General features: G+C 62.9%; 26 protein-coding genes and 1 tRNA gene. 10 read left to right on the forward strand and 17 right to left on the reverse strand.

Going from position 1 to position 24,109, the window contains the following annotated elements; translation table 11 throughout:
- Positions 1-35: 35 nt before the first annotated feature.
- Positions 36-383, reverse strand: a complete 348-nt coding sequence (locus ACO2Q4_RS11250; RefSeq protein WP_423319331.1) for an HNH endonuclease — start codon at positions 381-383, stop codon at positions 36-38.
- A gap of 72 nt (positions 384-455) precedes the next feature.
- Here ACO2Q4_RS11250 and ACO2Q4_RS11255 point away from each other — a divergent pair, with 72 nt between their 5' ends.
- A complete protein-coding gene (locus ACO2Q4_RS11255) occupies positions 456-641 on the forward strand; it encodes a hypothetical protein (protein ID WP_423319333.1) in 186 nt (61 codons plus the stop codon).
- Between the two features lie 86 nt (positions 642-727).
- On the opposite strand, the gene ACO2Q4_RS11260 is transcribed toward ACO2Q4_RS11255, so the two are convergent.
- The 8 genes from ACO2Q4_RS11260 to ACO2Q4_RS11295 form a co-directional block, all read right to left on the reverse strand.
- Positions 728-1,429 carry a hypothetical protein gene (locus ACO2Q4_RS11260; protein WP_423319336.1) on the reverse strand — a complete coding sequence of 234 codons (702 nt, stop codon included), beginning with the start codon at positions 1,427-1,429 and terminating at the stop codon, positions 728-730.
- Between the two features lie 495 nt (positions 1,430-1,924).
- Positions 1,925-3,778, reverse strand: a complete 1,854-nt coding sequence (locus tag ACO2Q4_RS11265) for a phage/plasmid primase, P4 family (protein WP_423319338.1) — start codon at positions 3,776-3,778, stop codon at positions 1,925-1,927.
- 3 nt (positions 3,779-3,781) lie between these two features.
- A complete protein-coding gene (locus ACO2Q4_RS11270) occupies positions 3,782-4,927 on the reverse strand; it encodes a DUF7146 domain-containing protein (protein ID WP_423319340.1) in 1,146 nt (381 codons plus the stop codon).
- The gene (locus ACO2Q4_RS11275; RefSeq protein WP_423319341.1) at positions 4,924-5,202 is read right to left on the reverse strand and encodes a hypothetical protein; all 279 of its coding nucleotides are present in this window, start codon (positions 5,200-5,202) and stop codon (positions 4,924-4,926) included. Before ACO2Q4_RS11275 ends, ACO2Q4_RS11270 begins: the two co-directional genes overlap by 4 nt.
- Positions 5,199-5,516, reverse strand: a complete 318-nt coding sequence (locus ACO2Q4_RS11280; protein ID WP_423319343.1) for a hypothetical protein — start codon at positions 5,514-5,516, stop codon at positions 5,199-5,201. The genes ACO2Q4_RS11275 and ACO2Q4_RS11280 overlap by 4 nt, the downstream gene beginning before the upstream one ends.
- Positions 5,509-5,838 (reverse strand): hypothetical protein, encoded by a 330-nt coding sequence (locus tag ACO2Q4_RS11285; protein WP_423319345.1) that lies wholly within the window; start codon positions 5,836-5,838, stop codon positions 5,509-5,511. Before ACO2Q4_RS11285 ends, ACO2Q4_RS11280 begins: the two co-directional genes overlap by 8 nt.
- A gap of 271 nt (positions 5,839-6,109) precedes the next feature.
- Entirely contained in the window at positions 6,110-6,388 is a 279-nt protein-coding gene (locus tag ACO2Q4_RS11290) for a hypothetical protein (RefSeq protein WP_423319347.1), read from the reverse strand.
- Between the two features lie 31 nt (positions 6,389-6,419).
- Positions 6,420-6,680 carry a helix-turn-helix transcriptional regulator gene (locus tag ACO2Q4_RS11295; RefSeq protein WP_423319349.1) on the reverse strand — a complete coding sequence of 87 codons (261 nt, stop codon included), beginning with the start codon at positions 6,678-6,680 and terminating at the stop codon, positions 6,420-6,422.
- Between the two features lie 95 nt (positions 6,681-6,775).
- On the opposite strand from ACO2Q4_RS11295, the gene ACO2Q4_RS11300 reads away from it, so the two are divergent.
- From ACO2Q4_RS11300 to ACO2Q4_RS11330, 7 genes are all read left to right on the forward strand, one after another.
- Positions 6,776-7,111, forward strand: coding sequence for a helix-turn-helix domain-containing protein (locus ACO2Q4_RS11300; RefSeq protein WP_423319351.1), 336 nt, complete (start codon positions 6,776-6,778; stop codon positions 7,109-7,111).
- 481 nt (positions 7,112-7,592) lie between these two features.
- Entirely contained in the window at positions 7,593-7,835 is a 243-nt protein-coding gene (locus ACO2Q4_RS11305) for a hypothetical protein (RefSeq protein ID WP_423319353.1), read from the forward strand.
- Positions 7,832-8,488: an MT-A70 family methyltransferase gene (locus tag ACO2Q4_RS11310; protein ID WP_423319354.1), complete on the forward strand. Its 657-nt coding sequence runs from the start codon at positions 7,832-7,834 to the stop codon at positions 8,486-8,488. Before ACO2Q4_RS11305 ends, ACO2Q4_RS11310 begins: the two co-directional genes overlap by 4 nt.
- Positions 8,485-8,778, forward strand: coding sequence for a hypothetical protein (locus ACO2Q4_RS11315; protein ID WP_423319356.1), 294 nt, complete (start codon positions 8,485-8,487; stop codon positions 8,776-8,778). The genes ACO2Q4_RS11310 and ACO2Q4_RS11315 overlap by 4 nt, the downstream gene beginning before the upstream one ends.
- Positions 8,775-9,185 (forward strand): hypothetical protein, encoded by a 411-nt coding sequence (locus ACO2Q4_RS11320; RefSeq protein ID WP_423319358.1) that lies wholly within the window; start codon positions 8,775-8,777, stop codon positions 9,183-9,185. Before ACO2Q4_RS11315 ends, ACO2Q4_RS11320 begins: the two co-directional genes overlap by 4 nt.
- Positions 9,178-9,873: a hypothetical protein gene (locus tag ACO2Q4_RS11325; protein WP_423319360.1), complete on the forward strand. Its 696-nt coding sequence runs from the start codon at positions 9,178-9,180 to the stop codon at positions 9,871-9,873. Before ACO2Q4_RS11320 ends, ACO2Q4_RS11325 begins: the two co-directional genes overlap by 8 nt.
- A 166-nt stretch (positions 9,874-10,039) precedes the next feature.
- On the forward strand, positions 10,040-11,131 hold the full coding sequence (locus ACO2Q4_RS11330) for a tyrosine-type recombinase/integrase (protein WP_423319361.1): 1,092 nt from the start codon (positions 10,040-10,042) through the stop codon (positions 11,129-11,131).
- A gap of 26 nt (positions 11,132-11,157) precedes the next feature.
- Here the strand turns inward: ACO2Q4_RS11330 and ACO2Q4_RS11335 are convergent.
- The 4 genes from ACO2Q4_RS11335 to phaC form a co-directional block, all read right to left on the reverse strand.
- Positions 11,158-11,247 (reverse strand) — tRNA-Ser (locus ACO2Q4_RS11335).
- A gap of 42 nt (positions 11,248-11,289) precedes the next feature.
- Positions 11,290-11,877, reverse strand: a complete 588-nt coding sequence (gene phaR, locus ACO2Q4_RS11340) for a polyhydroxyalkanoate synthesis repressor PhaR (RefSeq protein WP_311759046.1) — start codon at positions 11,875-11,877, stop codon at positions 11,290-11,292.
- Between the two features lie 139 nt (positions 11,878-12,016).
- Positions 12,017-12,484, reverse strand: coding sequence for a Phasin (locus ACO2Q4_RS11345; protein WP_311759045.1), 468 nt, complete (start codon positions 12,482-12,484; stop codon positions 12,017-12,019).
- Positions 12,485-12,605: 121 nt separating this feature from the next.
- Positions 12,606-14,930 carry a class I poly(R)-hydroxyalkanoic acid synthase gene (gene phaC / locus ACO2Q4_RS11350; protein WP_423319364.1) on the reverse strand — a complete coding sequence of 775 codons (2,325 nt, stop codon included), beginning with the start codon at positions 14,928-14,930 and terminating at the stop codon, positions 12,606-12,608.
- 102 nt (positions 14,931-15,032) lie between these two features.
- Here phaC and phaZ point away from each other — a divergent pair, with 102 nt between their 5' ends.
- Positions 15,033-16,376 (forward strand): polyhydroxyalkanoate depolymerase, encoded by a 1,344-nt coding sequence (gene phaZ / locus ACO2Q4_RS11355; protein ID WP_423319366.1) that lies wholly within the window; start codon positions 15,033-15,035, stop codon positions 16,374-16,376.
- A 21-nt stretch (positions 16,377-16,397) separates the two neighbouring features.
- Here phaZ and ACO2Q4_RS11360 read toward each other — a convergent pair whose 3' ends face one another.
- The 4 genes from ACO2Q4_RS11360 to ACO2Q4_RS11375 all read right to left on the reverse strand — a co-directional run bounded on the left by ACO2Q4_RS11360 (position 16,398) and on the right by ACO2Q4_RS11375 (position 21,664).
- Positions 16,398-17,138, reverse strand: a complete 741-nt coding sequence (locus ACO2Q4_RS11360; RefSeq protein ID WP_423319368.1) for an alpha/beta hydrolase — start codon at positions 17,136-17,138, stop codon at positions 16,398-16,400.
- Positions 17,139-17,316: 178 nt separating this feature from the next.
- Positions 17,317-18,396 carry an ABC transporter ATP-binding protein gene (locus ACO2Q4_RS11365; RefSeq protein ID WP_423319370.1) on the reverse strand — a complete coding sequence of 360 codons (1,080 nt, stop codon included), beginning with the start codon at positions 18,394-18,396 and terminating at the stop codon, positions 17,317-17,319.
- Entirely contained in the window at positions 18,393-20,582 is a 2,190-nt protein-coding gene (locus ACO2Q4_RS11370) for an ABC transporter permease (protein WP_423319372.1), read from the reverse strand. The genes ACO2Q4_RS11365 and ACO2Q4_RS11370 overlap by 4 nt, the downstream gene beginning before the upstream one ends.
- A gap of 56 nt (positions 20,583-20,638) precedes the next feature.
- On the reverse strand, positions 20,639-21,664 hold the full coding sequence (locus tag ACO2Q4_RS11375; protein ID WP_423319374.1) for an ABC transporter substrate-binding protein: 1,026 nt from the start codon (positions 21,662-21,664) through the stop codon (positions 20,639-20,641).
- Between the two features lie 450 nt (positions 21,665-22,114).
- On the opposite strand from ACO2Q4_RS11375, the gene thrS reads away from it, so the two are divergent.
- Positions 22,115-24,061: a threonine--tRNA ligase gene (thrS, locus tag ACO2Q4_RS11380; protein WP_423319376.1), complete on the forward strand. Its 1,947-nt coding sequence runs from the start codon at positions 22,115-22,117 to the stop codon at positions 24,059-24,061.
- The last annotated feature ends 48 nt before the right edge of the window (positions 24,062-24,109 follow it).

Genomic DNA, 24,109 nt, shown 5'->3' on the forward strand with positions numbered 1-24,109 from the left:
GCCGATTTGTTCTGAAATCCCGCGATTTCGTGTGTTCAGCGCGATCCAGCGCGCTCCTCGCGCTGCTTGTCCCGGTTGTGGCAGGGGGCGCAGAGGCATTGCAGGTTGCCCGCGTCGAAGAACAGCGTGCGGTCGCCGCGATGCGGATGCACATGGTCAGCAACCAGGTCGCGGCTTTCACCCACCGTTCCGCACCGGGCGCAGGTGAACAACGCGGCCGAGATGCAGTCCCAACGCAGCCGCTGCCATTCCGCCGTTTTGTACCACTTGCGCCAGGCGACGACCTGGTCCCGGCGTTTGAGACGATCCGGACCGGCACCGACCGAAGTGACGCGCGACGACAGCGAGCCGACGCGCGGAGCGAGTTGCTTCAAGCGTGCCATGACAACCTCGGGGTCAAAGACCCGGAACAAGCCGTCGTCGCAGGAGTTATCGGCACCCAATGGAGGACCGACATGGACAAAGACCGCGAAGGCCGAACGAACCCGCAGAGCGACAGCACCTACCCGTCAGACATGGAGGGTGAACGCCGCGAGCCAGAGGGAACGGGGCACAACAAACCAAAGCCGTCGGATGCACCGTCATCCACTAACCCGGTAGATGTCGGGAAGAAGAACCGGGAAAAGCCAATCAACGACTGACGGAACGAGAAGCGCCCGCAAGGATCTCTCCCGCGGGCGCACTTCTAGATATTAGTGAATTCTGTGTCACAGACGGACCTAAGCGGTCAAGAAGATTTTTTCGCCCTGTAGCCGATCATGCGGTCCAGCGCCTCAGCCAGAGCGTGTGCGACGGCCTTCCGATGCTCGCCCTTGACTGACCACCCATGCGCAACCAGAACCTGATCCAGCGTCCGCCCCTTCAAGCAGACCATGTCGACCAGGACACGGTCGAGGATCGGGCCGCGCTGGCCATCACCCCGCGCCGACGGCCGAACCCGGCGCACCGCCATGGCAACCCCGCCACCGATACGCGACCGCAGCACGGACAGTTCCTCCGCAACCGACAGGTGCCGATCCATCCAGCCCATGCTGTCCCCGCCGCCATGCGAGGCATCGAGGCTGGACAGGCGCATGCCATCCGACGCGGCGACCTCGACCATCGCGGCATAGCGGCGGGCCATGGAGATCTGGCCCGGGGTCAAGGGCAGCGGGCGCTTGGCCCGCAGCGCCGCCGCAACCATGACGTCGAACACGTCGGCACGCCGGATAGCGGACCGGCCGCCATAGCCGCGATGTACGGCCTCGACCTTGTGCGTCCCGACCGACAGCAGCTCGATGTTGCGATGCAGGACGAAACCGCCACGCGCCGGGGATGCCAGGATGTCCGGACCGCACTCCTCGGGGATCGCGCCCGCATCCTGGATCGCGGCAAGGCGGGACGCTTCATCAGCCTTCCGGGCAGCACTCAGCGCGTGGGCTGCTTCCACCAGTTTCCTCCCCTCATCCACCTGCTCAGAACTCAACATCTTGTGGTTTTTCTTCTTCATTTCACTGCCTATTGGGTTCGCTGTTTTCTGCTTGGGCTTGACGGGCTTGAGATTGAAAGAGAGGGGCTTGAGAAATGGCCTGATTTTCCAATCCTCGATTGTTTTATATCAATGGCTTAGGCCTCTTTTTGGGCCGGAGGGGCTTGAAGGGCTTGAGATTTTACCCTTTGCGTAAGACCGGTTTCCCCCTGACCCCTCCAGAATACGCGCGCAGGTACATGCCGGTTTTTCAGGCCCGTCGCGCCCGTCAGGCCCAAAATCAGCACCTAAGCCGTTGATATCGCGCATGTGCCTCCCCTGACCCCGCCGAGAACTCCAGCCCTGCCCTTGCGTGTTTCAGGCCCGTTCGGCCCAACCACGATGCCAGGGCCCAGATGTGCGAGACGGGCCCGCAGGCCCGCCCTCTCGGATGTTGGTGATGAAGGGGGTGCGGGGTCATCTGGGGCCGCTCCATCCCGACTGGCTGTTCTGGACATCGGCCGCACGTTTCCGCGCAGAGAACTCCTCCGAGAGACGGATGCCGCGATAGCCGGTCACGCCTGACTTGCCCGGCGCAAAGGTCTTCTGGGTGTCGGGGTGCCGCCAGACCTCTGCCTTGGCCTTCATCCGCAAGGACACCCTTCGCGGGCTCCAGCGGGTTTCCCCGCGCTCCTCAATCCAGAAGTTGAAGGCATCCATCAGCTCGCGCGCGGTCATGAAGTCGCGCTCATATCCCGTGACCACCGTCGCATCCGCCAGGAAGGTGCCGATCGGGTCGCTGTCCTTGCGATAGCTTTCCGTGGCGGACATGACATCGTCCGGCTCGCGCAGCCCGCCCTCCAGGTAGTCCAGCAGGCCCTGAACCAGCCAGTTCAGGATCCCGGATCGTTCCTGCCACAGGATGTCGTCCAGTTCCTTCTTCGGGATCCGATTCTTCTCCGCGATCTGGACGGGGAAGTTCACCAGCATCAGTCGGCGCCAGATGCCATCATCCCCGCCGCGGATATCGGGAAGGTGGTTGCCCGAAATCGTCAGTTTGAAGATCGGCTGGAAGGTGATCATGTCGGTGTAGAGCGCGCGCACCATCATCGGCTCGCCCCCGGTCAGAGCCTTGACCAGCCCTTCCTGCAGCCGCTCGCCCTCTTCCGGCTCCGAGGTCCGGACCATGCGCGCGCCGATCAGCGGGATCAGGTCGGGTTGCGAATCCGAGCCGCTTTTCTTGTTCTTGCCAGTCAGGCTCTCGATCTTGGCCGTGGCGGCATAATCGCCCATCATCCGGGCCATCAGGTCAACGAGGACCGATTTCCCGTTCGCACCGCCGCCATGGAAGAACGCGAGCTTCTGGATATCCAGTCCGGACATCGACAGGCCGAACCAGCGCTGCAGGAAGCGGCGCATCTCGATATTCGGCTGGATCTGTTGAAGGAATTCGTCGAACCGAGGGCATTTGGCCTCGGGATCGAATTCCACCGGCATCACCTTGGTCAGCAGCTGGGCGCGGTCATGCGGGACCAGTTCGACATCGGCCATCGGCGTCATGCCGTTTTTGGGATCACCGGGAATCCGGTTGAACCGCAGCACACCTGAAAGGGTGTTCACGTCCAGGTCGCCCTTGTCCATGTCATCAACGGCATGGGCCAACATCACCCGGGCCTCATTGATCAGGTTCGACATCGGCCCACTGTTGCCGGCATTCTTGGCATGGGTCAGGCGTCGGCCGATCAGGCTCTTGTGCGTTTTCAGTGCGGCATCGATGCTGCGCAGCTGGCTGGTGATATGGCCAAGCTCGGTCATCAGCGCCTCGTCGCCGGCATGGCCGGGATCCGCCTCGATCTCGCCGCGCCTTTTGCGCAGCTCACGCTCTTTGGCCAGCAACTGCCGGTCGCGCTTCGACGGCTGCAGCCAATCGATCTCGCGTTCGATCAGCGCAGACATCTGATGTGCGCGCCCCCGGACAAGTGGCGAGCAGTCGCGACTGATCTCGGGATCTCGTTTCCACCGGACACCGCCCCAGACGAACCATCCGACCTGCGAGACGAACAGGAGGTTCTCACCGAAATGGATGCGGAAGCGGTATCCGTTGCCAATGTCGTTCAGCGGTTGCCGCGAGCATTGGGACACCGGATCTTCGGGCTCGTCTTCGCCCGGCCCCTGGTCTTCCGGAGGGGGCGGCGGGGGTGCATAATCCTCGGGAAGATCCTGATCGCCGTCGGCGCTGTCGCTCAGGCCGTCAGGCAGATCGACATCCTCGGCATTCTGCAGCACGGCCCGGACCTGGTCGATTGCATCGTCGTCGCGATCGTCGGTCATCGTTCAACCTTCATCTCTCTGTCCCATCAGGATGTCGTTCAGGTCCCTGCCTTCGCCGGCATGGACGATGGACCCGCGCAATCCGGGTCTCTTGATCATGGCGCGGCGCAGGCCGGCCTTGAGCTTTGCCGTGGTCAGCTTGGGGTCGCTGTCGCCGTCCTGGACGAAGACCAGCCGCTTCACCCATTCGGGCGGAAGCCACGCCTCGGAATCGTCCATGTCGGGAAGACCGGCATATTTCAGGCCGGGGCCGCGCTGCATGCGGCCGGCCATGTTGCCCAGATCGACGCCGCACCAATAGGCCGAGGCCTGCGGCGCGGGTTCCGCGATCATGGCGGAAAGGGTCGTCTCGACCCCCTCGGCCATGATCATGGTGTCGCAGCTGGGGGCAAAGCCGAGGCGGATCGCCCCGCCCTTCTTTGACCCGAGCACTTTCTTCGCGGGCAGGATCTCGCATGGCTTTCGCGGATCGGGCAGGAGCAGCTTGCCCTTGGGCTGCGACAGGTCCAGCCAGGTGCGATGCACGGCCGTCACCCGGCCGGCGGGATCGACGACGGCGCAGATCATCGCCGGGCCGGTGTGGATGGTCTCCCATGCCCCTGCCCGACCTTCGGCCGGAATCGTATAGCGCGCCACCGGGTCGAAGCGGATGGACTGCGGCATGGTCCGGAACAATTCGGGGCTGATGCCGCGCCGGGTCAGATAGTCCCGGACGGCGGTGCCCTCGGCCGGACCAGCGGCGAACCAGATATCCCGCGCGACACGGATCGAGTCCTCGCGCCTCTTCTGGGCGATGCCGTCCTGCCGCCGACGGTTCTCGGCCGCCTTGCGCCGGCGCTCTTCCCGCTCCGCATCGGTCAGACCCTCGGCGGGGCCGCAGAGCCATTCCAGCGCACCGCGAAAATCCATGCCCAGCGTGTGCTGGACCAGCGCGACCTGATCGCCCTTGGCATGGGGGCCGCAATCCTTGCGACACTGGAATATCCCGGTCTGCAGGTTGATGCCGAACCGGTCCTTGCCGCCGCATTGCGGACAGGGTCCGACCAGCTCCGCACCGGTGCGGACCAGTCCCGCAAGCTCCAGCCGCGCGACGACATCGGCCATCGGCAGGGTCTTCGCTTCACCAAGCCGGGGATCTTCGCCCTTCATGCCGCCACCCCTGCCCGCGCGCGGGCCGCCGCGATCAGATCGCGCCGACCATCGATCGTCAGGGCCCCGCGATCAGTGGTGATCGCGGGGAACATGAACAGGTGCCAGCGCTCGACCACATAGCTGCCATGGCATTTGATGCGCTTGGAGATCTCCGCGACCGGCGTTCCCCGGCAAAGCTCCTCGACGATGATCAGGTCGGCGGCCGGGCCGAGGCCGGGGTCAAGGCTGTCGAGATGCCCGACGACGATGATCTGGATCTGGGACAGGCTCATGCGGCGCGCCCCCGGATCTGTTCCCAGCCGTCAGCAAGGCGGCGACGGTCCCAATCGTTCATCACCTTCCAGGCGCGATCGTGCAGTCCGCCGTAACAGCCGGGCGACAGGGGTCGGAAGGTCAGGAATTGTTCGGCCGCCTGGATCAGCGGCACCAGGCGGACCTGCTCACGCGACACATGGCGCAGGACATCGCCAAGGATCCCGACCACGTCATCGAGATAGCCGCGGTCGACCAAGGCCGGGCGCGACAGCACCTCCAGCGCGGCAATCATTGTCTGGTCATGGACCGTCAGGCGTTGCGGATCAGTCATCGGCACAAACCTCGCGCGGTGCCCCGGACCAAGTCGTGCGCTCGACCGCCCGCTTCAGGCGGTCCCCGGCAGCGGTCCAAACTTCTTGTTCGCCGCGCGAGCTGGTGACGGTGTCGATGAAATGCTCGATCTCGCGCGTCAGCTCATGTTCGGGGCCGAAGGTCTCGAAGACCAGCTGGCCGCAGCGATCGATGGCGGCGGGGTCGACCGCACCACTCTTGGCCCCATAGGCCACCGCGATCATGGAAAACCGGGCCCGGATCGTCGGGGTCTCCCCCACGGGCACGGCAGAGATATCGCTATAATCAGTAGGAACATTCATGGCGTTTTCCTGTTGGAGCGACCGGGCGCGGCGCCGTGGTGGTAGCGGAGCCTGCCGCGCCCACATCACCGGCCTAAGAGGAGACACAGGCCGACGATAAGATTTGCGCCCTGCCGCCGAAGCGGCTCTCGACCGGAGCCAGCCGCAGGTTCCACGATCCCGGATGCTGAATTCCGCCCGAGGCGGCCGGGATCGTGGCGGGTTCCGTGAAGACGGGTCCTGCTACCCCTCTCCTTCCCCCGCCCCGGGCAACCTGAAAGCCCGTATTCCATCACCGCGCCTGCATGATCTCGGCATAGCGCGGCAGCGTCTCGACCGCGTGGGCAACGATGTCGCCATAGGGGCGACAGATGCCGTCGAACCAGTTGCAGGCGGCCTGATAGGTGACCCCAAAATGGACCGCGCATTCCTCGCGCGAACCGAAACTGGCGATCATCAGCAGCGACCAGCGGCGCGAGAACTGGTCGCGATCGAGGCGGTAACTGGCATGCGCTCGGCGCGCGGCCGCAGCGGACCGGCCCCGACCATCAAAGGCCTTGGGGTGGGACATTTGAGGCCGCGGCGAGGCAGCCTGACGAAAGTTAGGAGTCTTGAGAGGTTGGGGCATGAGAATGCTCGATGTTGGAGGCCGAGGTTCCGGCCGGTTGGGGACGAACAGAGACCCACGACTCAAAGTCGACCGCGCCGGATGTGGCGCGCTTGATTGCAGCGGCCAGATCAACGCTGGGCGACATCATTCCACGAGCGAGGCGGGATATGGTCGCCTGAGTGACACCAACTTCAGCCGCCAGCTCTTCCTGACGTCTTCGGGTGACTTTCAGATATGCGCCAAGGGTCATCATGACGGCATGATATGCCCCACACGTATATACCCGTCAAGAATTAAAATGCGCGCAGCGAATTCGACATGCGATCCAAATGAAAGCATCGTTGGAACATGAACAACATCGCGCGAATCCGAAAAGCACGCGGCTTGCGGCAGGGCGACCTGGCCGAAATGGTCGGGGTCACTCAGCCCCATATTTCTCGCATTGAGAAAGGCGACGAGGGGCCGCCGCTATCCCTATACAGGCTGATAGCCACAGCCTTGGACGTCCCCTTAGCCAGCCTTTTCTCGGACGCTCGATCGCAATCCGAGCAGGCGCTTATCGACGCTTTCCGAGCACTTTCCCCCGCACGACGAGAGGGTTGGCTTGAGATGGCTCGTCTTGTTCAGGCGGAAGTAAGAGCAGTCGATCAAGCAGACGGTCAAACGCGTCGTCAGGAAGGCTAGAAACAATCTGGGCGAATTCAGCGAGGTCTCGATCAGGCATTTGCTTTCCTATGCTCTAAAGGAACATTAGGCGAACATCCGCCGAAGGGTAAACCCACAACATCCCCGAGCCACAACCTAAGGCGGGTAAAAGAACCCGCCCATGACCCCGATATGCGGTCATAGGCGGATCAGTTCCGCCATATCGCGATCTTAGGTCGCGATCTTCATACCTGTCACGTATTTTTATACTTGACCAGTATATTCCTGTTGCGCATATTCCAAACCATCGTCTTTCGCCGATGGAGCGCCCGATGAAGATCCTTGCCTTCCCTCAGACCCCTCGCGCGGTCGCCGATGCGCGCCGGGTAATCTGCAATCCCGAACTCGCCGCGACGATGCCGGAGACCTTTCGGATCATGGCCTTTCGGATTCTTGCAAATCAGCATGGAATCCGGATCAGACAGATCCGCCACGCGGCGAATGACACCGGTGCCGGACGATGACCGGTCCGGACATGCAGGATCGCGCCCATCCCTTTGCTACGGGACGTGCGGCTGCGCGCTTTCACATCTCGGCAGATCACCTGTCGCCCGACGAAGCGATGGACCCAGGATTGTTGCCCGGTCGCCGCATGCGGTCGGTGATCTGGTTCTGCATCGCGTTCAGCTGGCTGTTCGGGGTGCTGGCCTGCGCCTTCCTGCTGGCCGCATCGGTCTATGTCTTCTTCCAGCTGATGCCATGACCCATGCGCCCGCCGGACATTCGCCTGTCCTGCCGGGCATAACTGCCCCCGGCCACTGCTCGGGCCGGGGGCCTTTTCCCATTTCGTTGGTGCAGGAGTTTTACGACCTGCGCCCCGCCGGTGGGTTCGACCTGATCATGGCGGACCCGCCATGGTCATTCGACAACTTCTCGGCCGACGGCGAGACCAAGAACGCCAAGGCGCAATACCGGTGCATGGATCTGCACGCGATCGCGGCCATGCCGGTCTCGGTGCTGGCGGCAGACCACTGTGTTCTTTGGCTCTGGGTCACCAACCCCATGCTGCGCGAAGGCATGCAGGTTCTCGATGCTTGGGGCTTTACCTTCAAGACGGCCGGGCATTGGGCCAAGCGGACCCGACACGGCAAACTGGCCTTCGGGACCGGCTACATCCTGCGCTGCGCGGGCGAACCCTTCTTGATCGGAACCCGCGGCGCACCGAAGACCACGTGCAGCGTCCGGTCGGTGATCGAGGGGCCCCTGCGCGAGCATTCCCGCAAACCAGATGAAGCATTCGCAGCAGCTGAGAAGCTGATGCCCGACGCACGCCGGCTGGAACTGTTCAGCCGCCAGCGCCGCCCCGGCTGGTCGAACTGGGGCAACGAATCCCAAAAGTTTGGAGTGCAACCATGAACACGGCGCATCGCCTTGAGTTCTTCACCGACGTCGAAGGCTATCCTTGGGCGTGCTTCGCCTGGGGTGATGTGCCGCCCGAATCCATCACGCGCGAGCGGATCGCCGAGGCCGCAGCCTATTATCACTGCCTCGACGAAGAGGCGCTGGCGCTGGAAGAGTTCCAGGTCCGGTCGCTGTGGATCTGCGCGGTGCAGGACGATTACGGCCCGACCCAAGAAGGCAGCTGGAAGTTCTGCCGTGCCGACGAGGACGGTGCCCAGCGGATCACGGGGGTACGGTTCCAATGACCCCGGTCCAGAAACAGGTGTACGAGCTGGCCAAGAGAAACCTGAGCGTACGCGAAATCTGCCGCGCAACCGGCTTGTCCGAGCACTCGGTTCGCTATGTAGGCTACCGCCTGTGCCTGACCTTCCGGTCCTCGATCAAACAGAAGGCTCCGGTGCCGGTTAGGCAACCAATCAGCGACCGGCGCACCGTCATCGTGCGGACCACTCCCACCGGATCGGCATCTGTCAATGAAAGCCGCGTGAGCGTGTCCAAGATGCCTTGGGACGAATCCGAGGGTGCGATCGCGCCCCGGCCCGAAACGGATCCGCGCTTTTCACTAGTGCGGCCAACGCCCGCGCCCAAGTCGCGGGGCGAGTTGGTGATCGAGGCGCTCCGCGCTGAGCTGGCGGAGATCCGCAATGGCTGACCGTCCCCTCCGCGTCCTGATCGCCTGCGAAACCTCTGGCGTCATGCGCCGCGCTTTCGCCGCCCGCGGCCATGACGTCTGGTCCTGCGACCTGTTGGCGGCCGAGGATGGCAGCAATCGGCATATCCGCGGCGACGTGAGGGATCTGCTGCAGGACGGATGGGATCTGCTCGCGGTCATGCATCCGCCCTGCACCCGGCTTTGCCGGTCCGGTCGCCGCTGGATGTCTGGACCGGGCAAGTGGACACCGCCAAAGCAGCTGCCCAAGGGCCGCAGTTGGGAAAGCATGAAGGCAGAGTTCGAGAACGGGGTCGCGCTATTCACCGCCTGTTGGCGGGCACCCATTGAGCGAGTGGCGATCGAGAACCCGGAAATGAACGACCTGGCGCGCGATCGGATGCCCGCGGATCTACCCGCTCCCCAGATGGTTCAACCGTTCTGGTTCGGTGAACGGGCCTATAAGGCCACAGGCTTCTATCTGCGCGGCCTGCCCCCGCTGGTGCCGACGGAAATGCTGCCAGAGCCAGAGCGGGGCAGCGACGAATGGAAGGCATGGAATGCCATCCACCGGGCCAGCCCCGGCCCTGACCGCTGGAAGATCCGCAGCCGCACTTTCGACGGGATCGCGGACGCTGGCGCCGACCAATGGGGCGGTCACTCCATGGAAGAGATCAGGAGGGCAGCGTGATGGCGGCGCCAAAGCCAACCCCTGCAGCAATTCGCCGCGCAATCGAGGGTGTCATGCAGGCAGGCCTGCCAGTCGCGGGCGTCGAGGTCTTCGAAGGAGGGCGCTTCCGGGTGCTTGCCGGAGATGCCCATCGCGAAATACCGTTCACCGAAAGTGAGGTGGATGAATGGGATCGCGCAACAGGTCTGGCGTCGTGACGCTGGTCGGCATCAAAACCGTCACGCGGCGGGGAAAAACCTATCGGTACTTCCAAACCAAGGGGCAGCCGCTCATCAAGCTGCCTGACCTGCCGGACGACCACCCGGATTTCCTGCGCGCCTACGCCGCGGCAAAAGCCAGCAAACCAGAACCCGTTCCTGCCGCCGCAGGTTCGTTCGCGGCCCTCGTCCGGTCCGCACTTGCGTCGAAAGACTTCAAGATTAAGCAGCCCGCGACCCGCCAGATGTTAAAGCGCCACTGTGATGAACTGGTGAAGGAATACGGGAATCTCGGCGCTCGCGGAGTACGCGCAAAGCACATCCGAGCCAACTTGCCGAAGGCCAATGCGCAGGGTCACCGACTGCGGACTTGGCGCTTTCTTTGCTCCTACGGCGTGACCCTCGGCCTATTGGAGCGCAACGAAGCGTTGGATGTGGCCATGCCAAAGCTGGGAAAGACTGAAGGACATCCTCCCTGGACGCCCAGCGAGATCGAAGCATTCCGAAAGCGTTGGCCCATTGGATCTGCCACGCGGGCCGCGATGGAGCTGCTGCGCTTTACCGGCGCGCGCATCAGCGATGCCGTCCTGATCGGACCAGGTATGGTCGCGCGTGACGGAGTCCTCTCCTATCGCCAACAAAAGACGGGCGGCATGGCGCATGTACCATGGTCATGCCCCATGCCTGATTTTGCCGCGCATCTCAGTCGAGACCGTGAGCTGATGATCCAGTCACTGGAGGCGCTATCCGGCCAGATGACCTTCCTGCAGGCCAAGGGCCGAACCCGCTCCGAAAAGGCGCTTGGCACCATGATACGGGAAGCCGCGATCGACACGGGATTTCAGAAGAGCGCGCACGGGCTGCGCAAAAGTCTCGCGACCGAATTGGCTGAGGGCGGAGCGTCCGCCCACCAAATCTCAGCGTGGACTGGTCACGAAACCCTACGCGAGGTCGACCACTACACCAAATCCGCGGACCGACGGCGCGCGGTCAAGGGAACGGAACAAGTCCAGAACGTTGGAAACAATCCGGACAAAGTTGGAAAACTTCCGAATAGCTGAATGAATTCAATCACCTATGGGGATGGTGGCGGACAGTGAGGGATTCGAACCCTCGAGACGGTTCCCCGCCTACACACTTTCCAGGCGTGCGCCTTCGACCACTCGGCCAACTGTCCGTGGCGGTCCGTCTAGCGTGATCTACGGACCTGCGCAAGCCGTCAGAGTTTCGAAATTCGTTTCTGAAGTTCCGCGAGTTGCCGACGGATCTCATCCATGTCGGATGGGTCGGCGGACCTGCCGGCACTGCTGCGTCCTGTGGTCGCCGGCTCATCCTCTTCCATTCCGGGACCGGTGCCCGCGGCCCAACCGGCGGTCAGCGCCTTCAGGAAAAGCTGCTGTTGGCGCTGAAGCGCCTCGAAGCCGGGCATGGTCGACATGGGATTGGGAAAGGTCGACATGTTTTCCATGATCTTCGACTGGCCTTCGCGAAGCATCTCGAAACTGGCGGCAAGGAATTGCGGTACAACCGACTGGGCCTGAGTGGTGTAGCTGCGCACAAGATCGGTCAGGACCTCGATCGGCAAGACGTTTTCGCCGCGGCTTTCATGTTCGGCAATGATCTGCAGCAGATACTGGCGGGTCAGATCGTCGCCGCTTTTCAGGTCCACGATCTGGACCTGGCGACCGGCGCGGATGAAGCCTGAAATATCCTCAAGCGTGACGTAATCGCTGGTCTCGGTATTGTAGAGGCGCCGGCTGGCATAGCGCTTGATCAAAAGGGGCGCGGTATTGTCAAGCTCGGCCATGAAACCTCCAGCGATGCATTTGCAGCATGATGGGAAAACGGCCGTCGAATTGCAAAGAAAATCGCCGGGCCATTCCTGGCCCGGACGGTGCATCATCCTTGCGGCGGTGGCGGCGGACCGCCCCGCGGCAGGAAACGGATCAGGCCTTGGCGGTCTGACCAGAGGCGACGCTGGCGGCCTTCTTGACGGCGGCCTGAGTCTCGCGCGCGGCAGATTCCGCAGCTTTCTGGGTTTCGGTCGCGATGTCCTTGCCGGCGGTCAGCATCAGGTCGACGGTGTCCATCTGGACCTTCTTCGCCACTTCGGCAAAGGCGGCCATGTGCTCGGCAGCCATCTCGGCAGCGGCCGAGGCGAAGTCGCCGACAGCCTTGGCGTATTCCGACGGCTCTTCCTTCGAGCTGGTCAGTTCGCCCACGCGTGCGATGGTATCCTTGGCCCACTGGGCCGAGATCTCGGTCGAACGTTCTGCCGCGGCCAGCGCAACCTTGGCCATCTTCTCGCCCAGCGCAGTCTGCGACTTGAACGCGTCCTGGAAGGACGAGGTGTCCACCGGGAATTTCGCCATCATCTCTTGCATGGTTTTGGTGAAGTCAGGGGTCTTGACCATTTTCCATCTCCTGGATCGGCGCGCAGGATCTCAGGGCGCCGGTGAATAACCTACGAGACCGAATATAAATGCTGCACTGCAGCATTTCAACATTTTTCGCCGCGGCGCAGCAAAAAATTTGTCAGGCCCTTTCGTGAACATAAAGACCGGGTGCCGGGCCCATCCCCTCTCCCGGTTCACGGGCCGGCACAAGCCCGCCCGCATGGGGGCGAAGCCAGTCCCCCCAGGTGGGCCACCAGCTGCCTTCATGGAAGCTAGCCTGTTCGCGCCAGGGATCGAACCCGTCGTCAAAGCCGCGATCCGACAAGTAATGGCCGTATTTCTTCTTGCCCGGCGGATTGATGATCCCGGCGATATGTCCCGACTCGGACAGGATGAAGGTCTTGTCTGCCGACCCCATCATCGACACGCCCCGCCAGCTGTCCCGCGCGGGAGCAATGTGATCGGTTTCACAGGCGATGGCGCAAAGCGGCACGGTCACGTCGCGAACACTCAGCGGCAATCCGAAAAGCTCGAACCCCTCGTTCACGAAGGTGTTCTGCTGGCAAAGGCCGCGCAGATATTCCATCGCCATGCGACCCGGCAGGTTGGTCCCGTCGCCGTTCCAGAACAGCAGATCAAAAGCCGGAGGACGCTCGCCCATCATGTAGCTTCGGATCGCGGGCGCCCAGATCAGGTCGTTGGCGCGCAGGAAGCTGAACGTCCGCGTCATCAGTTGCGAACTGAGGACACCGGTCCGCGACGCCTCCTGCCCGATGCCGGACACGAAGTCCTCTTGCAGGAAGGCAGTGAACTCTCCCTGATCCGAGAAATCGGTCAGCGTGGTGAAGAAGGTGGCAGAGTTCACCCGGTCGTCCCCGCGCTGCTTCAGAAGCGACAGGGTCAAGGCCAGCGTCGTGCCCGCGATGCAATAGCCGATCACATTCAGCTTGGGCTGGTCCGTCAGATCCAGCACCCGGTCCATGACCTCGAGATAGGCGCGGACATAGTCGTCCATCCCTGTGTCGCCATAGGATGGGTCGGGGTTCTTCCAGGCGACGACGAACAAGGTGTGGCCCTGATCCACGATCCACTTGATCAGGCTGTTCTGGGGCTTCAGGTCCAGGATGTAGAACTTGTTGATCCAGGGCGGAAAGATCACCAGCGGGATTTCATGGACCTGCTCCGTCGTGGGCTTGTACTGGATCAGCTCGAACAACGGGGTGCGGGCAACGACAGTGCCTTGCGTCGCGCCCAGGTCCTCGCCGACCCGGAACGCATCGCGATCGGCAAGCGAGACGATCATCTCGCCTCCATGTGCCTCGACATCCTGGACAAGATTCTCAAGCCCCTTGACCAGGCTTTCGCCCTCGGTCGCAAGGGCTTTCTCCAGCGCGTCAGGATTGGTCGCAAGAAAGTTCGTCGGCGCCATCATGTCGATGATCTGCCGGGTGAACCATTCGATCCGGCGCCGGTCGGTCATGTTCGACACGTCAAGATCGCTGGCCGCCTTGCGCATGGCATCGGCATTGATCTGGTATTGTCGCTTGATGAAATTGAAGAACGGATGGCTTTCCCACAGAGGGTTTGAAAAGCGCCGGTCTTTTGGCCCCTCATGGGGGGGCGCGCGGAATGTCCCTCGGGCAAGTGCCGCCTGCGCCTCGGCGAAATGGCGCAGCGTCTCGCCCCAATAGCCGACCTGCTGGCTCAGCACCCGTTCTGGCTGCTCGGCCAGCAACTTGACCCAGGCCGAGGCAGCAGCAGTGAACAGGTCGGGACCGGGTGCTTCGACCCCCGGATTCTTCGGCTCACGCGTGGCCAGCGCACTGACGAGGCGCTGAGTCAGCGACTCGATGCGCTCGATGTTCTGGGCAAGCTGTTCGGGCAGACGGCTGTGCGGGCCAAACGCGGCCTCCATGAACTCCGTCGCGCCATGCGGATGCGCGGCGGGTTCTCCGCGCGGCGAAGTGCTGGTCCCGGTCCGCACCACGGTATCGGGGGCCACAGTATCGGGCGCCACGGATTCGGGGGACGGGCTGTCGGCGGCGGTCTTGGCAGCCTTGCCTGCCCGCCCCGGCTTGCGATGGGTGGTCGTGCGGGTATCGCTGCGCTCGGGCGAATGGGCGCGGCTGGCGGCACCCCCCCGATCCGGCGACTTGGCAGTGAGCGTCGTGCCCGCCGCCTTGCCCTTGACCTTGGCCGCCGCAGGTTTGACTGGTGCAGATTTGGCGGGCGCAGCACTCACGGCAGGTTTTGCCGCAACCGGATCGGCGACCTTGGCCTTGCTGCGGGACCGCGCGGCAGAGGTTTTCTTCATCACTTCGGCGGCAGCAGGCTTGGGCGCGGATTCGCCGGACGTGCTCTTTTCGGACTTCCCGCTGGAGGAGCGGCTGCCCGCACGACTGCCCGTTCCGGCCGCAGTCCTGTTGCGCGGCGGCTTGCCGGATTTGTCGTTCCTGTCGGCCATAATTGACAATCCTCCATCGGCGTAAAATCATTATGCCTGTCCCGAAACGCAGGTAAAGCCGTGTCCTGCTCGGCGTGCCTCTAACGCATACAGGTGCATAGGATGGCGACTTACAAGGGCGCAAAGGGGATCGTTTCCTACGACGCGATGGAAACGATCCGAAACACGAATGAGTGGCTCGGCGCGACGGCACGGGCCTTCGGCTCCTATCCGGCTTTCGCGCTGATGCCGCATCCGATGTTCAAGCTGATATCGGCTTGGGGCCGTGTGACCGAGCGAAGCTTTTCCCGCATGGTCATCAAGCCTGACTGGAACCTCCCCCCCATCGTGTCCGAGGACGGGCAGGATCACATCGTCTATGTCGAGCCGGTGCTGAAGCGCGATTTCGGCGACCTCGTCCATTTCCGCGTGGCGCGTCGAGACCCGATGCCCCGACGTGTGCTGCTTGTTGCACCGATGTCGGGCCATTACGCGACGCTTCTGCGCTCGACCGTCACCTCGCTCCTGCCCGATTGCGAGGTGTATGTCACCGACTGGCACAATGCCCGCGACATTCCCGTCAGCGCCGGCAAGTTCGATGTCGAGGATTACACCCAATACCTGGTGGATTTCCTGCGCCACCTTGGCCCCGGCACGAACATGATCGCGATCTGCCAGCCCGCGCCGCTGGCACTGGCCGCGACCGCCCTGCTCGCGGCCGAGGATCCGGCACATCAGCCCCGCTCCCTGATCCTGATCGGCGGTCCCATCGATCCCGACGCCAAGGCAACCGAAGTGACCGATTTCGGCCACCGTATGACAATGGGCGAACTCGACCTCCTGTTGATCCAGCAGGTCGGCTTCAAGTATCGCGGCGCGGGACGCATGGTCTATCCGGGGCTTGCGCAGCTCAGTTCATTCATCGCGATGAATGCCGATACCCACGCCAATGCCTTCATCGACCAGATCTTCGCCGAGGCGCGGGGCGAGGCGTCCGACGGCGACCGCCACAACCGGTTCTATGACGAATACCTGGCGGTCATGGACATGACGGCCGAATTCTATCTCTCGACGGTGCAGCGCATCTTCAAGGAGAATCAGATCGCGCGGAATGAATTCACGGTGGGCGGCCGCATGGTCGACATCAAGGCGATCCGCGATGTCGCGATCATGACGGTCGAGGGTGCGAATGACGACATCTCGGCCCCCGGCCAATGTGTCGCGGCGCTGGACCTGTGCAGCAGCGTCCCGCCCGAACGCAAGGTCCAGCACCTGGAGCCGAATGCCGGGCATTACGGCATCTTCGCCGGGAAAAGCTGGCGCTTGAACATCCGTCCGCTGGTGCTCGACTTCATCGATGAACACCTCAGCAGCGAACCCCCGGCACGGCGTCGGCGCGGCGGCAGTCAGCCGGCGGATTGCGGGCGCGTCACCCCGAATGAGGAAGATGGCAAGCTAGCCATCTGACCGCAGGGCCAGGCGCGCGGCCTAGCGGGCGCGCGCCAGCACTTCCTGCACCGAATTGCCGATCAGATCTAGGCATTCAGGTGTCGAGAATCGATGATCGGCGCCCTTGACCAGAAGCAGCCGCATATCCGCGCCCGTGGCATGTGCCAGCAGATCGGTCGCCCAGTGAACCGGAACATCCTCGTCCGCGGTCCCTTGCAGGAAGCGGGTGGGAAATGGCAATTCCAGCGGCTCGGCCAGCACCTGGTGGTTGCGCCCGTCCTCGATCAGGCGGCGCGTGATGACATAGGGATCGCCGTATTCGCTGGGCCGAAGGATCTGCCCGTCGCGCAGCAGCTCCTCACGCAGGGCCGGGGTGAATTCGGGCCAGAAGCCGCGTTCGGTGAAATCGGGTGCGGCGGCGATGGTCACCAGGCCCGCCACGCGTTCGGGCAAGGCGCGAGCCAGTAGCAGGCTGATCCAGCCGCCCATGCTCGATCCGACCAGAACCTGCGGCCCGGTGGTCAGGGAAAGGATCGCGCGCGCGTCAGCCAGCCAGTCGCCGATGCAGCCATCCTCGAACGCGCCATCCGACGCACCATGCCCGGAATAGTCGAATCGCAAAAAGGCTTGACCGTGAGTCCTTGCCCATTCCTTCAGCCACAGGGCTTTGGTTCCCTGCATGTCGGATCGAAAACCACCCAGAAACACCACGCCGGGGCCCTGCCCCTCGGCTCGGCAATAGGCCAGGCGTCCATGCGGTCCATCCAGAAACTCTGTCATTCACCGTTTCCCAAATACCCTGCGGGGGAGTCGCGCGGCGCGCGACGGGGGCGCAAAGCCCCCCTCTCCCTAGCCACATTGACAACGCCCGGCAATCGCGCGGTCCCATATGCACCGTCGCATGGACACTGCCTGATCCAGATCGCGCGTCGTTGCATCCTCTCAGGCATTCCAGCGTTCATGATTGCCCGATCAAGGCAATGCCACGCTGCAGATATGCCATGACGACCTCGCTGCCGGGACGCAGCGGGTCCGCCGCCTCCCCCCTGTCCACCAGAAAAATCCGCCCAACAGGAGTTTCAACTTCGTATTCCGCATAATCGCCCAGATAGGCTGAACTTTGCACCTTGCCCGGCAGGACCTCGGCATCGGACGCCGTCCGGGCGGCGGAGATGGACAGGGCATTCGGACGCAGAGCCGCCTTTGCGGGACCGATGCGCGCAGGCGGGCCCGGCAGCTCTACCATCAGCCCCCCAAGGCTGACGCGGTTCTTTCCGTCCTCGTGCCCCAGCACCTCGCACGCGACGACATTCGCCTCGCCGATGAAATCCGCGATGAACTCCGATGCGGGATGCTGGTAAAGTTCGCGCGGAGCGCCGTCCTGTGCAATCCGGCCCTGATTCATCACGATGATGCGGTCCGAAACCGCCAGTGCCTCGTCCTGATCGTGGGTCACATAGACGGCCGTGAAGCCCAGGCGCTGCTGAAGCTCGCGGATCTCGGTGCGCACACGGCGACGCAGACGCGCGTCGAGGTTGGAGAGCGGTTCGTCCAGAAGCAGGACTTGGGGCTTCAGGACCAGTGCGCGCGCCACGGCCACGCGCTGCTGCTGCCCCCCCGAAAGCTCGGACGGCAGCCGTCCTCCCAGACCCGCCAGACCCACCAGATCGAGTCCCGCTTTTGCGGCCTCTGCCACCTCTGCCCGCGCGATGCCACTGGATTCAAGCCCATAGGCCACGTTCTGCAGCACGCTCATATGCGGAAACAATGCATAGCTTTGAAACACCATTGTCACGTCGCGGCGGTTCGGCGGCAGCCTCGTCACGTCCTGACCGCCGATCAGGATGGTGCCCGATGTCGGTGTCTCCAATCCCGCCAGCATCCTCAGCGTCGTGGTCTTGCCGCAGCCCGATGGCCCCAGCAGGGTGACCAGTTCGCCCGCGTAGATCTTCAGATCCAGACCAGGAACCGCAACGAAAGCGCCAAAGGCTTTTGTCACGGCGCGGAATTCCACCGATCCCCGTTCGGTTGAGGTCATGTTGCGGTCTTTCTGGTTGTCGCACCGGACCGGCGCAGTCTGCGTTCGCCCACCAGAAACTGGAACAGCCCGATGACGGTAAGCATCACAAGGATCAGTGCCGAGGAATAGGCGATCGCCACGCCGTAGCGGCCATTCTCGACCAACCCGACGATATAGGCCGTCGCCATGTTGTACTTGGCCGAAACAAGAAAGATCACCGCCGAGATCGAGGTGACAGCCCGCACGAAGCTGTAGACCAGCGCAGCAAGGATGGCCGGGCGCAGCAGTGGCAGGATCACCCGGCGAAGCGTGCGGCCCGACCCCGCGCCCAGCGTCAGTGAGGCCTCATCAAGACTGCCGTCGATCTGCGCCATGGCCGCCACGCCGCCACGCACCCCCACGGGCATGTTGCGGAACACAAAACAGACGATTAGGATCAGCGCCGTGCCGGTCATCTGGATTGGCGGCAGGTTGAAGGCCATGATGTAGCTGACGCCGATGACCGTGCCCGGAATGGCAAAGCTCATCATCAGGGCGAATTCGAAAAGGCCCTTGCCGGGGAAGCGTTGCCGCGCGATCAGCCAACCCGTCAACAACCCGACCGCAGCCGTAAGGGGTGCAGCCATCAGTGCGATCAGCATGGTCGTCCAGAAGCTGTTCCAGGCGACGCCGGTCCAGTGCAGGCCGTTGTTCCAGCTGATCCCGAATGCCTCGGCATAGTGTTCCAGCGTCAGGGTATGGTCGAGCCCCCAAAGCTTCACGAAGCCGCCGAAAAGGATCATCGCATAGATGACAAGGGTAAACACGCTCCACACCGCGACGATGATCGTGATGGGCCAGGAGATGCGGGCAGGAAGCCGGGCATGCGTGCCGCCGTCGCCCTTGCCGGTAACGGTGGCAAAGCTGCGGCCCGAAAGCCAAAGCCTTTGCGCCAGAAAGGCCGAAAGGGTGAAAAGCAGCAGCACGGCCGCCAGAACAGCCGCGCGCGACGGATCGTTCTGAGCGCCGACGACCGAGAAGAAGATTTCTGTCGAAAGCACGCCACCAGAGCCGCCCAGCACCATCGGATTGCCGAAATCCGCCATGCTTTCGATGAAACCGATCAGGAACGCATTGGCCAGACCCGGCGCCATCAGCGGCAGCGACACACGGCGAAAGGTGCGCCAGCGATCCGCGTGCAGCGTCTGCGAGGCTTCCTCGATCGATGGGCTGACACCCTCGACCACGCCGACCAGCACGAGGAACGAAACGGGCGTGAAGCTGAGCACCTGCGCCAACCAGATCCCGGTCAGACCATAAAGCCACCGTCCCAGTTCGAAACCGGTCATGGTTTGCACGAATTGCGTGATCGTGCCCGAGCGGCCCAGCAGCATGATCAGTGCAAGGCCCACCACGAATGGCGGGGTGATGATCGGCAGGATCGACAGAAGCCGCAATGCCTTCTTGAAGGGGACGTTGGTGCGGGTGGAGACCAGCGCGAAGGCAAGGCCAAGCGCCGTTGATGCCGTGGCTGTGCAGATGGCAAGGAAAAAGGTCCGCCATGCGACACCGCAATAGCCCCCTGCCAGACAGGACAAGCTCCAGATCTTTGGGTCGACAAGGTTGCGCGCCACTCCTTCCGCGGTGAACGAGCCGTCGAAATCCTGGAAGGCGCCGATGAAGATGGACAGGATCGGGTAAAAGACGAAGACCGCGACCAGAAGGATCAGAAGCGCAATAGAGGTCAGGACAAAGGCATCGCCCTTCAGCGTCCCCTTTTCTGCCAGTCCAAACGAGATCAGGCAGGTAAACGCGACCCCCAGCACGACCGCCCCGGCTCCGAAGGCCTGCTGGCCGGAGACTTCACCGAAGACCCGTTCCAGCAGATCCCAGTTCCATCCCCGTGTGCCGATGGCAAGGCCCTGGACCGTCAGCCAGCCCAACCCGACCCAGCCAAGCCAGATCATTGCCCGCCCCCGCGACGGCCCCGGCGAACGGGAAAAACGCAGGGTACCCGCGATCGCCAGCAGAAGAACGACTGGCCAAAGTTGCCATCGCCCCAGTGCGGCCTGCGCAGCGCCCGGCATCAACTCGGGACGGCTGAAAAGGTCGCCGATCCATTTGAAGCCAAAGAAGCCCGCACGCACCCGGTACCAGGGCAGCACCAGAGTTGCGAAGGTCGCTGCGACAAGAAGCCAGTCCAGCCGCCTGTTGTCACGGTTCATCGCGGACCCGATCGCATGCGCAAGAGCGGCCTGTTGCCGCTCTTGCGCAGTCATGGTCATTGACCGGCACGGCCGCCGATCTCGGAATCCCAGCGGGTCAGCAGCCGCTTGCGCTCGTCGGCTGAACCGAACTTGGCGAAATGGTAGTCGATCAGCTTTATCTTTGACAGGTCGGGCACCTCCTTGGCGGTGGTCGCGGCCTTGTTCGACGGGATCTGGAACGACCCGGCCTCTGGCATCAGGTTCTGCGCCTCGGGCGTCAGCACCCATTCGTAAAAGGCCTTGGCCTCGTCAGGGTTCTGGGCCCCCTCGACCAGGGACATCGAACCGACCTCGAAGCCAGTGCCCTCGCAGGGGGCGATCGTCTTGATCGGGAAGCCTTCGACCGTCTGCGACACCGCGTCGTGCATGAAGACGATGCCCAGCCCCGTCTCGCCGCGCGCAGCCGCCTTCACGGGAGCGGAACCTGATTTCGTGTATTGCGAGACATTCTTGTTGAGCGCCTTCAGATAGTCGAAGGCCTTGTCCTCGCCCATGATCTGCACCAGCGTCGCCAGCGCGGTATAGGCCGTGCCGGAGGAGTTCGGATCGGCGATCTGGATTTCGCCCTTCAGGCCGGGATCCAGCAGATCGGCCCAGCAGGCCGGTTCCTTCAAGCCCTTCTTGGCAAAGATGTCGGTGTTGTAGCCCCAGCCGAGCGCGCCGGTATAGACGCCCACGGTGCGATAGCCCGAAACCTCTGCCTGCTTGACCGCCCAGTCCTGCAACTGCGGCAGGCTGGGGGACTTGTATTCCGCGGTCAACTCGTCGGCCGCCGCCTGAAGATGGGGGTCACCGGTCCCGCCCCACCACAGATCGGTCTGCGGGTTGCGCGCCTCGGCCCGCAATTTGGCATAGGTTTCGCCCGAGGACAGGCGGACCATGTTCACATTGATCTCCGAATGCCCGGCTTCGAAAGCACCGACAAGCTTTTCGCAGATGACCACATCCGCCGAGCAGATCAGGTTGAGTTCTGCCGCCTGAGCGACTGCAGGCGAAAGCGCGGCCGACCCCAGCAGGGCGGCCAGTATCTTGATTTTCATTTCTTTCCTCCCTATCCCTGTGAAGGGCAGCTTGCTCGCAAAGCTGTGCAATGATGTTTGCGACCATTGAAATGCGAGTCAATTACAAAAATCTGCATCAGAATTTTGTCACGACTGCGCAGGGCGCTTTATTTGCAAGGCTGTGCATCTAGGCTTTGACGAACATGTCTCCATTGCCCTCACAGGCATCGGCGCCATGGAAGATCGTCACCTGCGGCACCAGGGCTCTGCTCTGCGCGGCCCGAGATTGCGGGATCAATGCCCCATGCGGCGATCAAAGCAAATATTGACTATACCATCCCAGCCAGCTGCGATAACAGACGCGTGGAAACAGGGCATATACCGTTGCGCGTCCCAACGTCGGTGACCAAACCGGATTTTTCCCGAGTTTTCAGTACATAACCCGCAACCGGGCGTTCCGTGGGCGCCAAACCGACGAGGAGGACACGCATGTCCCAGATTTCCTTGACCTTCCCCGATGGCAATTCGCGCGACTATCCCTCTGGCATCACCGCCGCCGAGGTCGCGGCCTCGATTGCCCCCAGCCTAGCCAAGAACGCGATTTCGGCCAGTCTCGACGGGGCGCATATCGACCTGCAATGGCCGATTGAGCAATCGGGCAAGATCGCGATCAACACGATGAAGGACAATGCGCCCGCGCTGGAACTGATCCGTCACGACCTTGCCCATATCATGGCGCGCGCCGTGCAGGAGCTGTGGCCGGACGTCAAGGTCACCATTGGCCCGGTCCGCGATCAGGGCTGGTTCTATGATTTCGATCGCGCCGAGCCCTTTACCCCCGACGACCTGGGCCAGATCGAGCAGCGGATGAAGCAGATCATCGCCGCCCGCGACCCGGTCCGCACCGAGGTCTGGGACCGCGCCCGCGCCATCGCGCATTACGAAGCCAAGGGCGAGCCCTTCAAGGTCGAGCTGATCAACCGCATCCCCGAGGGCGAGCCGCTGCGGATGTATTGGCACGGCGACTGGCAGGATCTTTGCCGCGGACCGCACCTGCAGAATACCGGCCAGGTTCCGGCCGATGCCTTCCGCCTGACCCATGTCGCGGGCGCCTATTGGTTGGGCGATGCCTCGCGCCCCATGCTGCAGCGCATCTATGGCGTCGCGTTCAAGAACCGCGACGACCTCAAGGCGCACCTGACCATGCTGGAGGAAGCCGCCAAGCGCGACCACCGCAAGTTGGGCAAGGAAATGGAACTGTTCCATTTCCAGGAGGAAGCGCCCGGCATGGTCTTCTGGCATCCGAACGGCTGGACGATCTACCGCGAGCTTGAGGCCTATATGCGCCGCCGCCTGATCCGCGCGGGCTATAAGGAGATCAAGACGCCGCAGGTCGTGGACCGCATCCTGTGGGAGAAGTCGGGCCACTGGGAAGCCTATCGCGAGAACATGTTCATCGTCGAGGTGGACGAAGAAGGGGCCAAGGAAAAGCGCGTCAACGCGCTGAAGCCGATGAACTGCCCCTGCCACGTCCAGGTCTATAACCAGGGCCTGAAGTCCTATCGCGACCTGCCTCTGCGTCTGGCGGAATTCGGTTCCTGCCACCGCTATGAATCCTCGGGTTCGATGCACGGCCTGATGCGGGTGCGCGGCTTCGTCCAGGATGACGCCCACATCTTCTGCACCGAGAACCAGATCGAGGCGGAATGCGCGGGCTTCATCAGCCTGCTCTCCTCGGTCTACAAGGATCTGGGCTTCGAGAAGTTCGACATCAAGCTGTCGACCCGACCCGATGTCCGCGTCGGCTCGGACGAGATCTGGGACAAGGCCGAGGCCGCCCTTTCGGGCGCCATCGAGCATCTCGGACTGCCCTATGAGGTCAATCCGGGCGACGGCGCCTTCTACGGCCCGAAGCTGGACTTCAAGTTGACCGACGCAATCGGCCGCGAATGGCAATGCGGTACCTTCCAATGCGACTTCAACCTGCCCCAGCGCCTTGGCGCGGAATATGTGGGCGAGGATGGCCACAAGCACATGCCCGTCATGCTGCACCGCGCCGTATTGGGCAGCTTCGAGCGTTTCATCGGCATCCTGATCGAAAACTATTCGGGTAAAATGCCGCTTTGGCTCGCACCGCGTCAGATTGTCGTTGCCTCTATCGTCTCGGGCGCAGATGATTACGTCCATGAAGTCGTCGAGGCGCTGCGCGCCGCCGGTTTGCGCGCCGAAGCCGATACCCGCAATGAGAAGATCAACTACAAGGTGCGCGAGCATTCGCTCGGCAAAGTACCGGTCATCATGGCGATCGGATTGAAAGAGGTCGAGGAACGCAGCGTTTCTTTGCGCCGCCTCGACAAACAGGGTAGTGAGTCCTTGTCACTTGACGAAGCAGTCGGGTCTCTACGAACCGAAGCGACCCCACCGGATCTGCGCTGACAATCAGCAAGGATCAGCGACAAATTGCCAAGCCGGCCGTGCGTTCTG

This window comes from Paracoccus sp. KR1-242, assembly GCF_049446195.1.
Lineage (GTDB): Bacteria > Pseudomonadota > Alphaproteobacteria > Rhodobacterales > Rhodobacteraceae > Paracoccus > Paracoccus broussonetiae.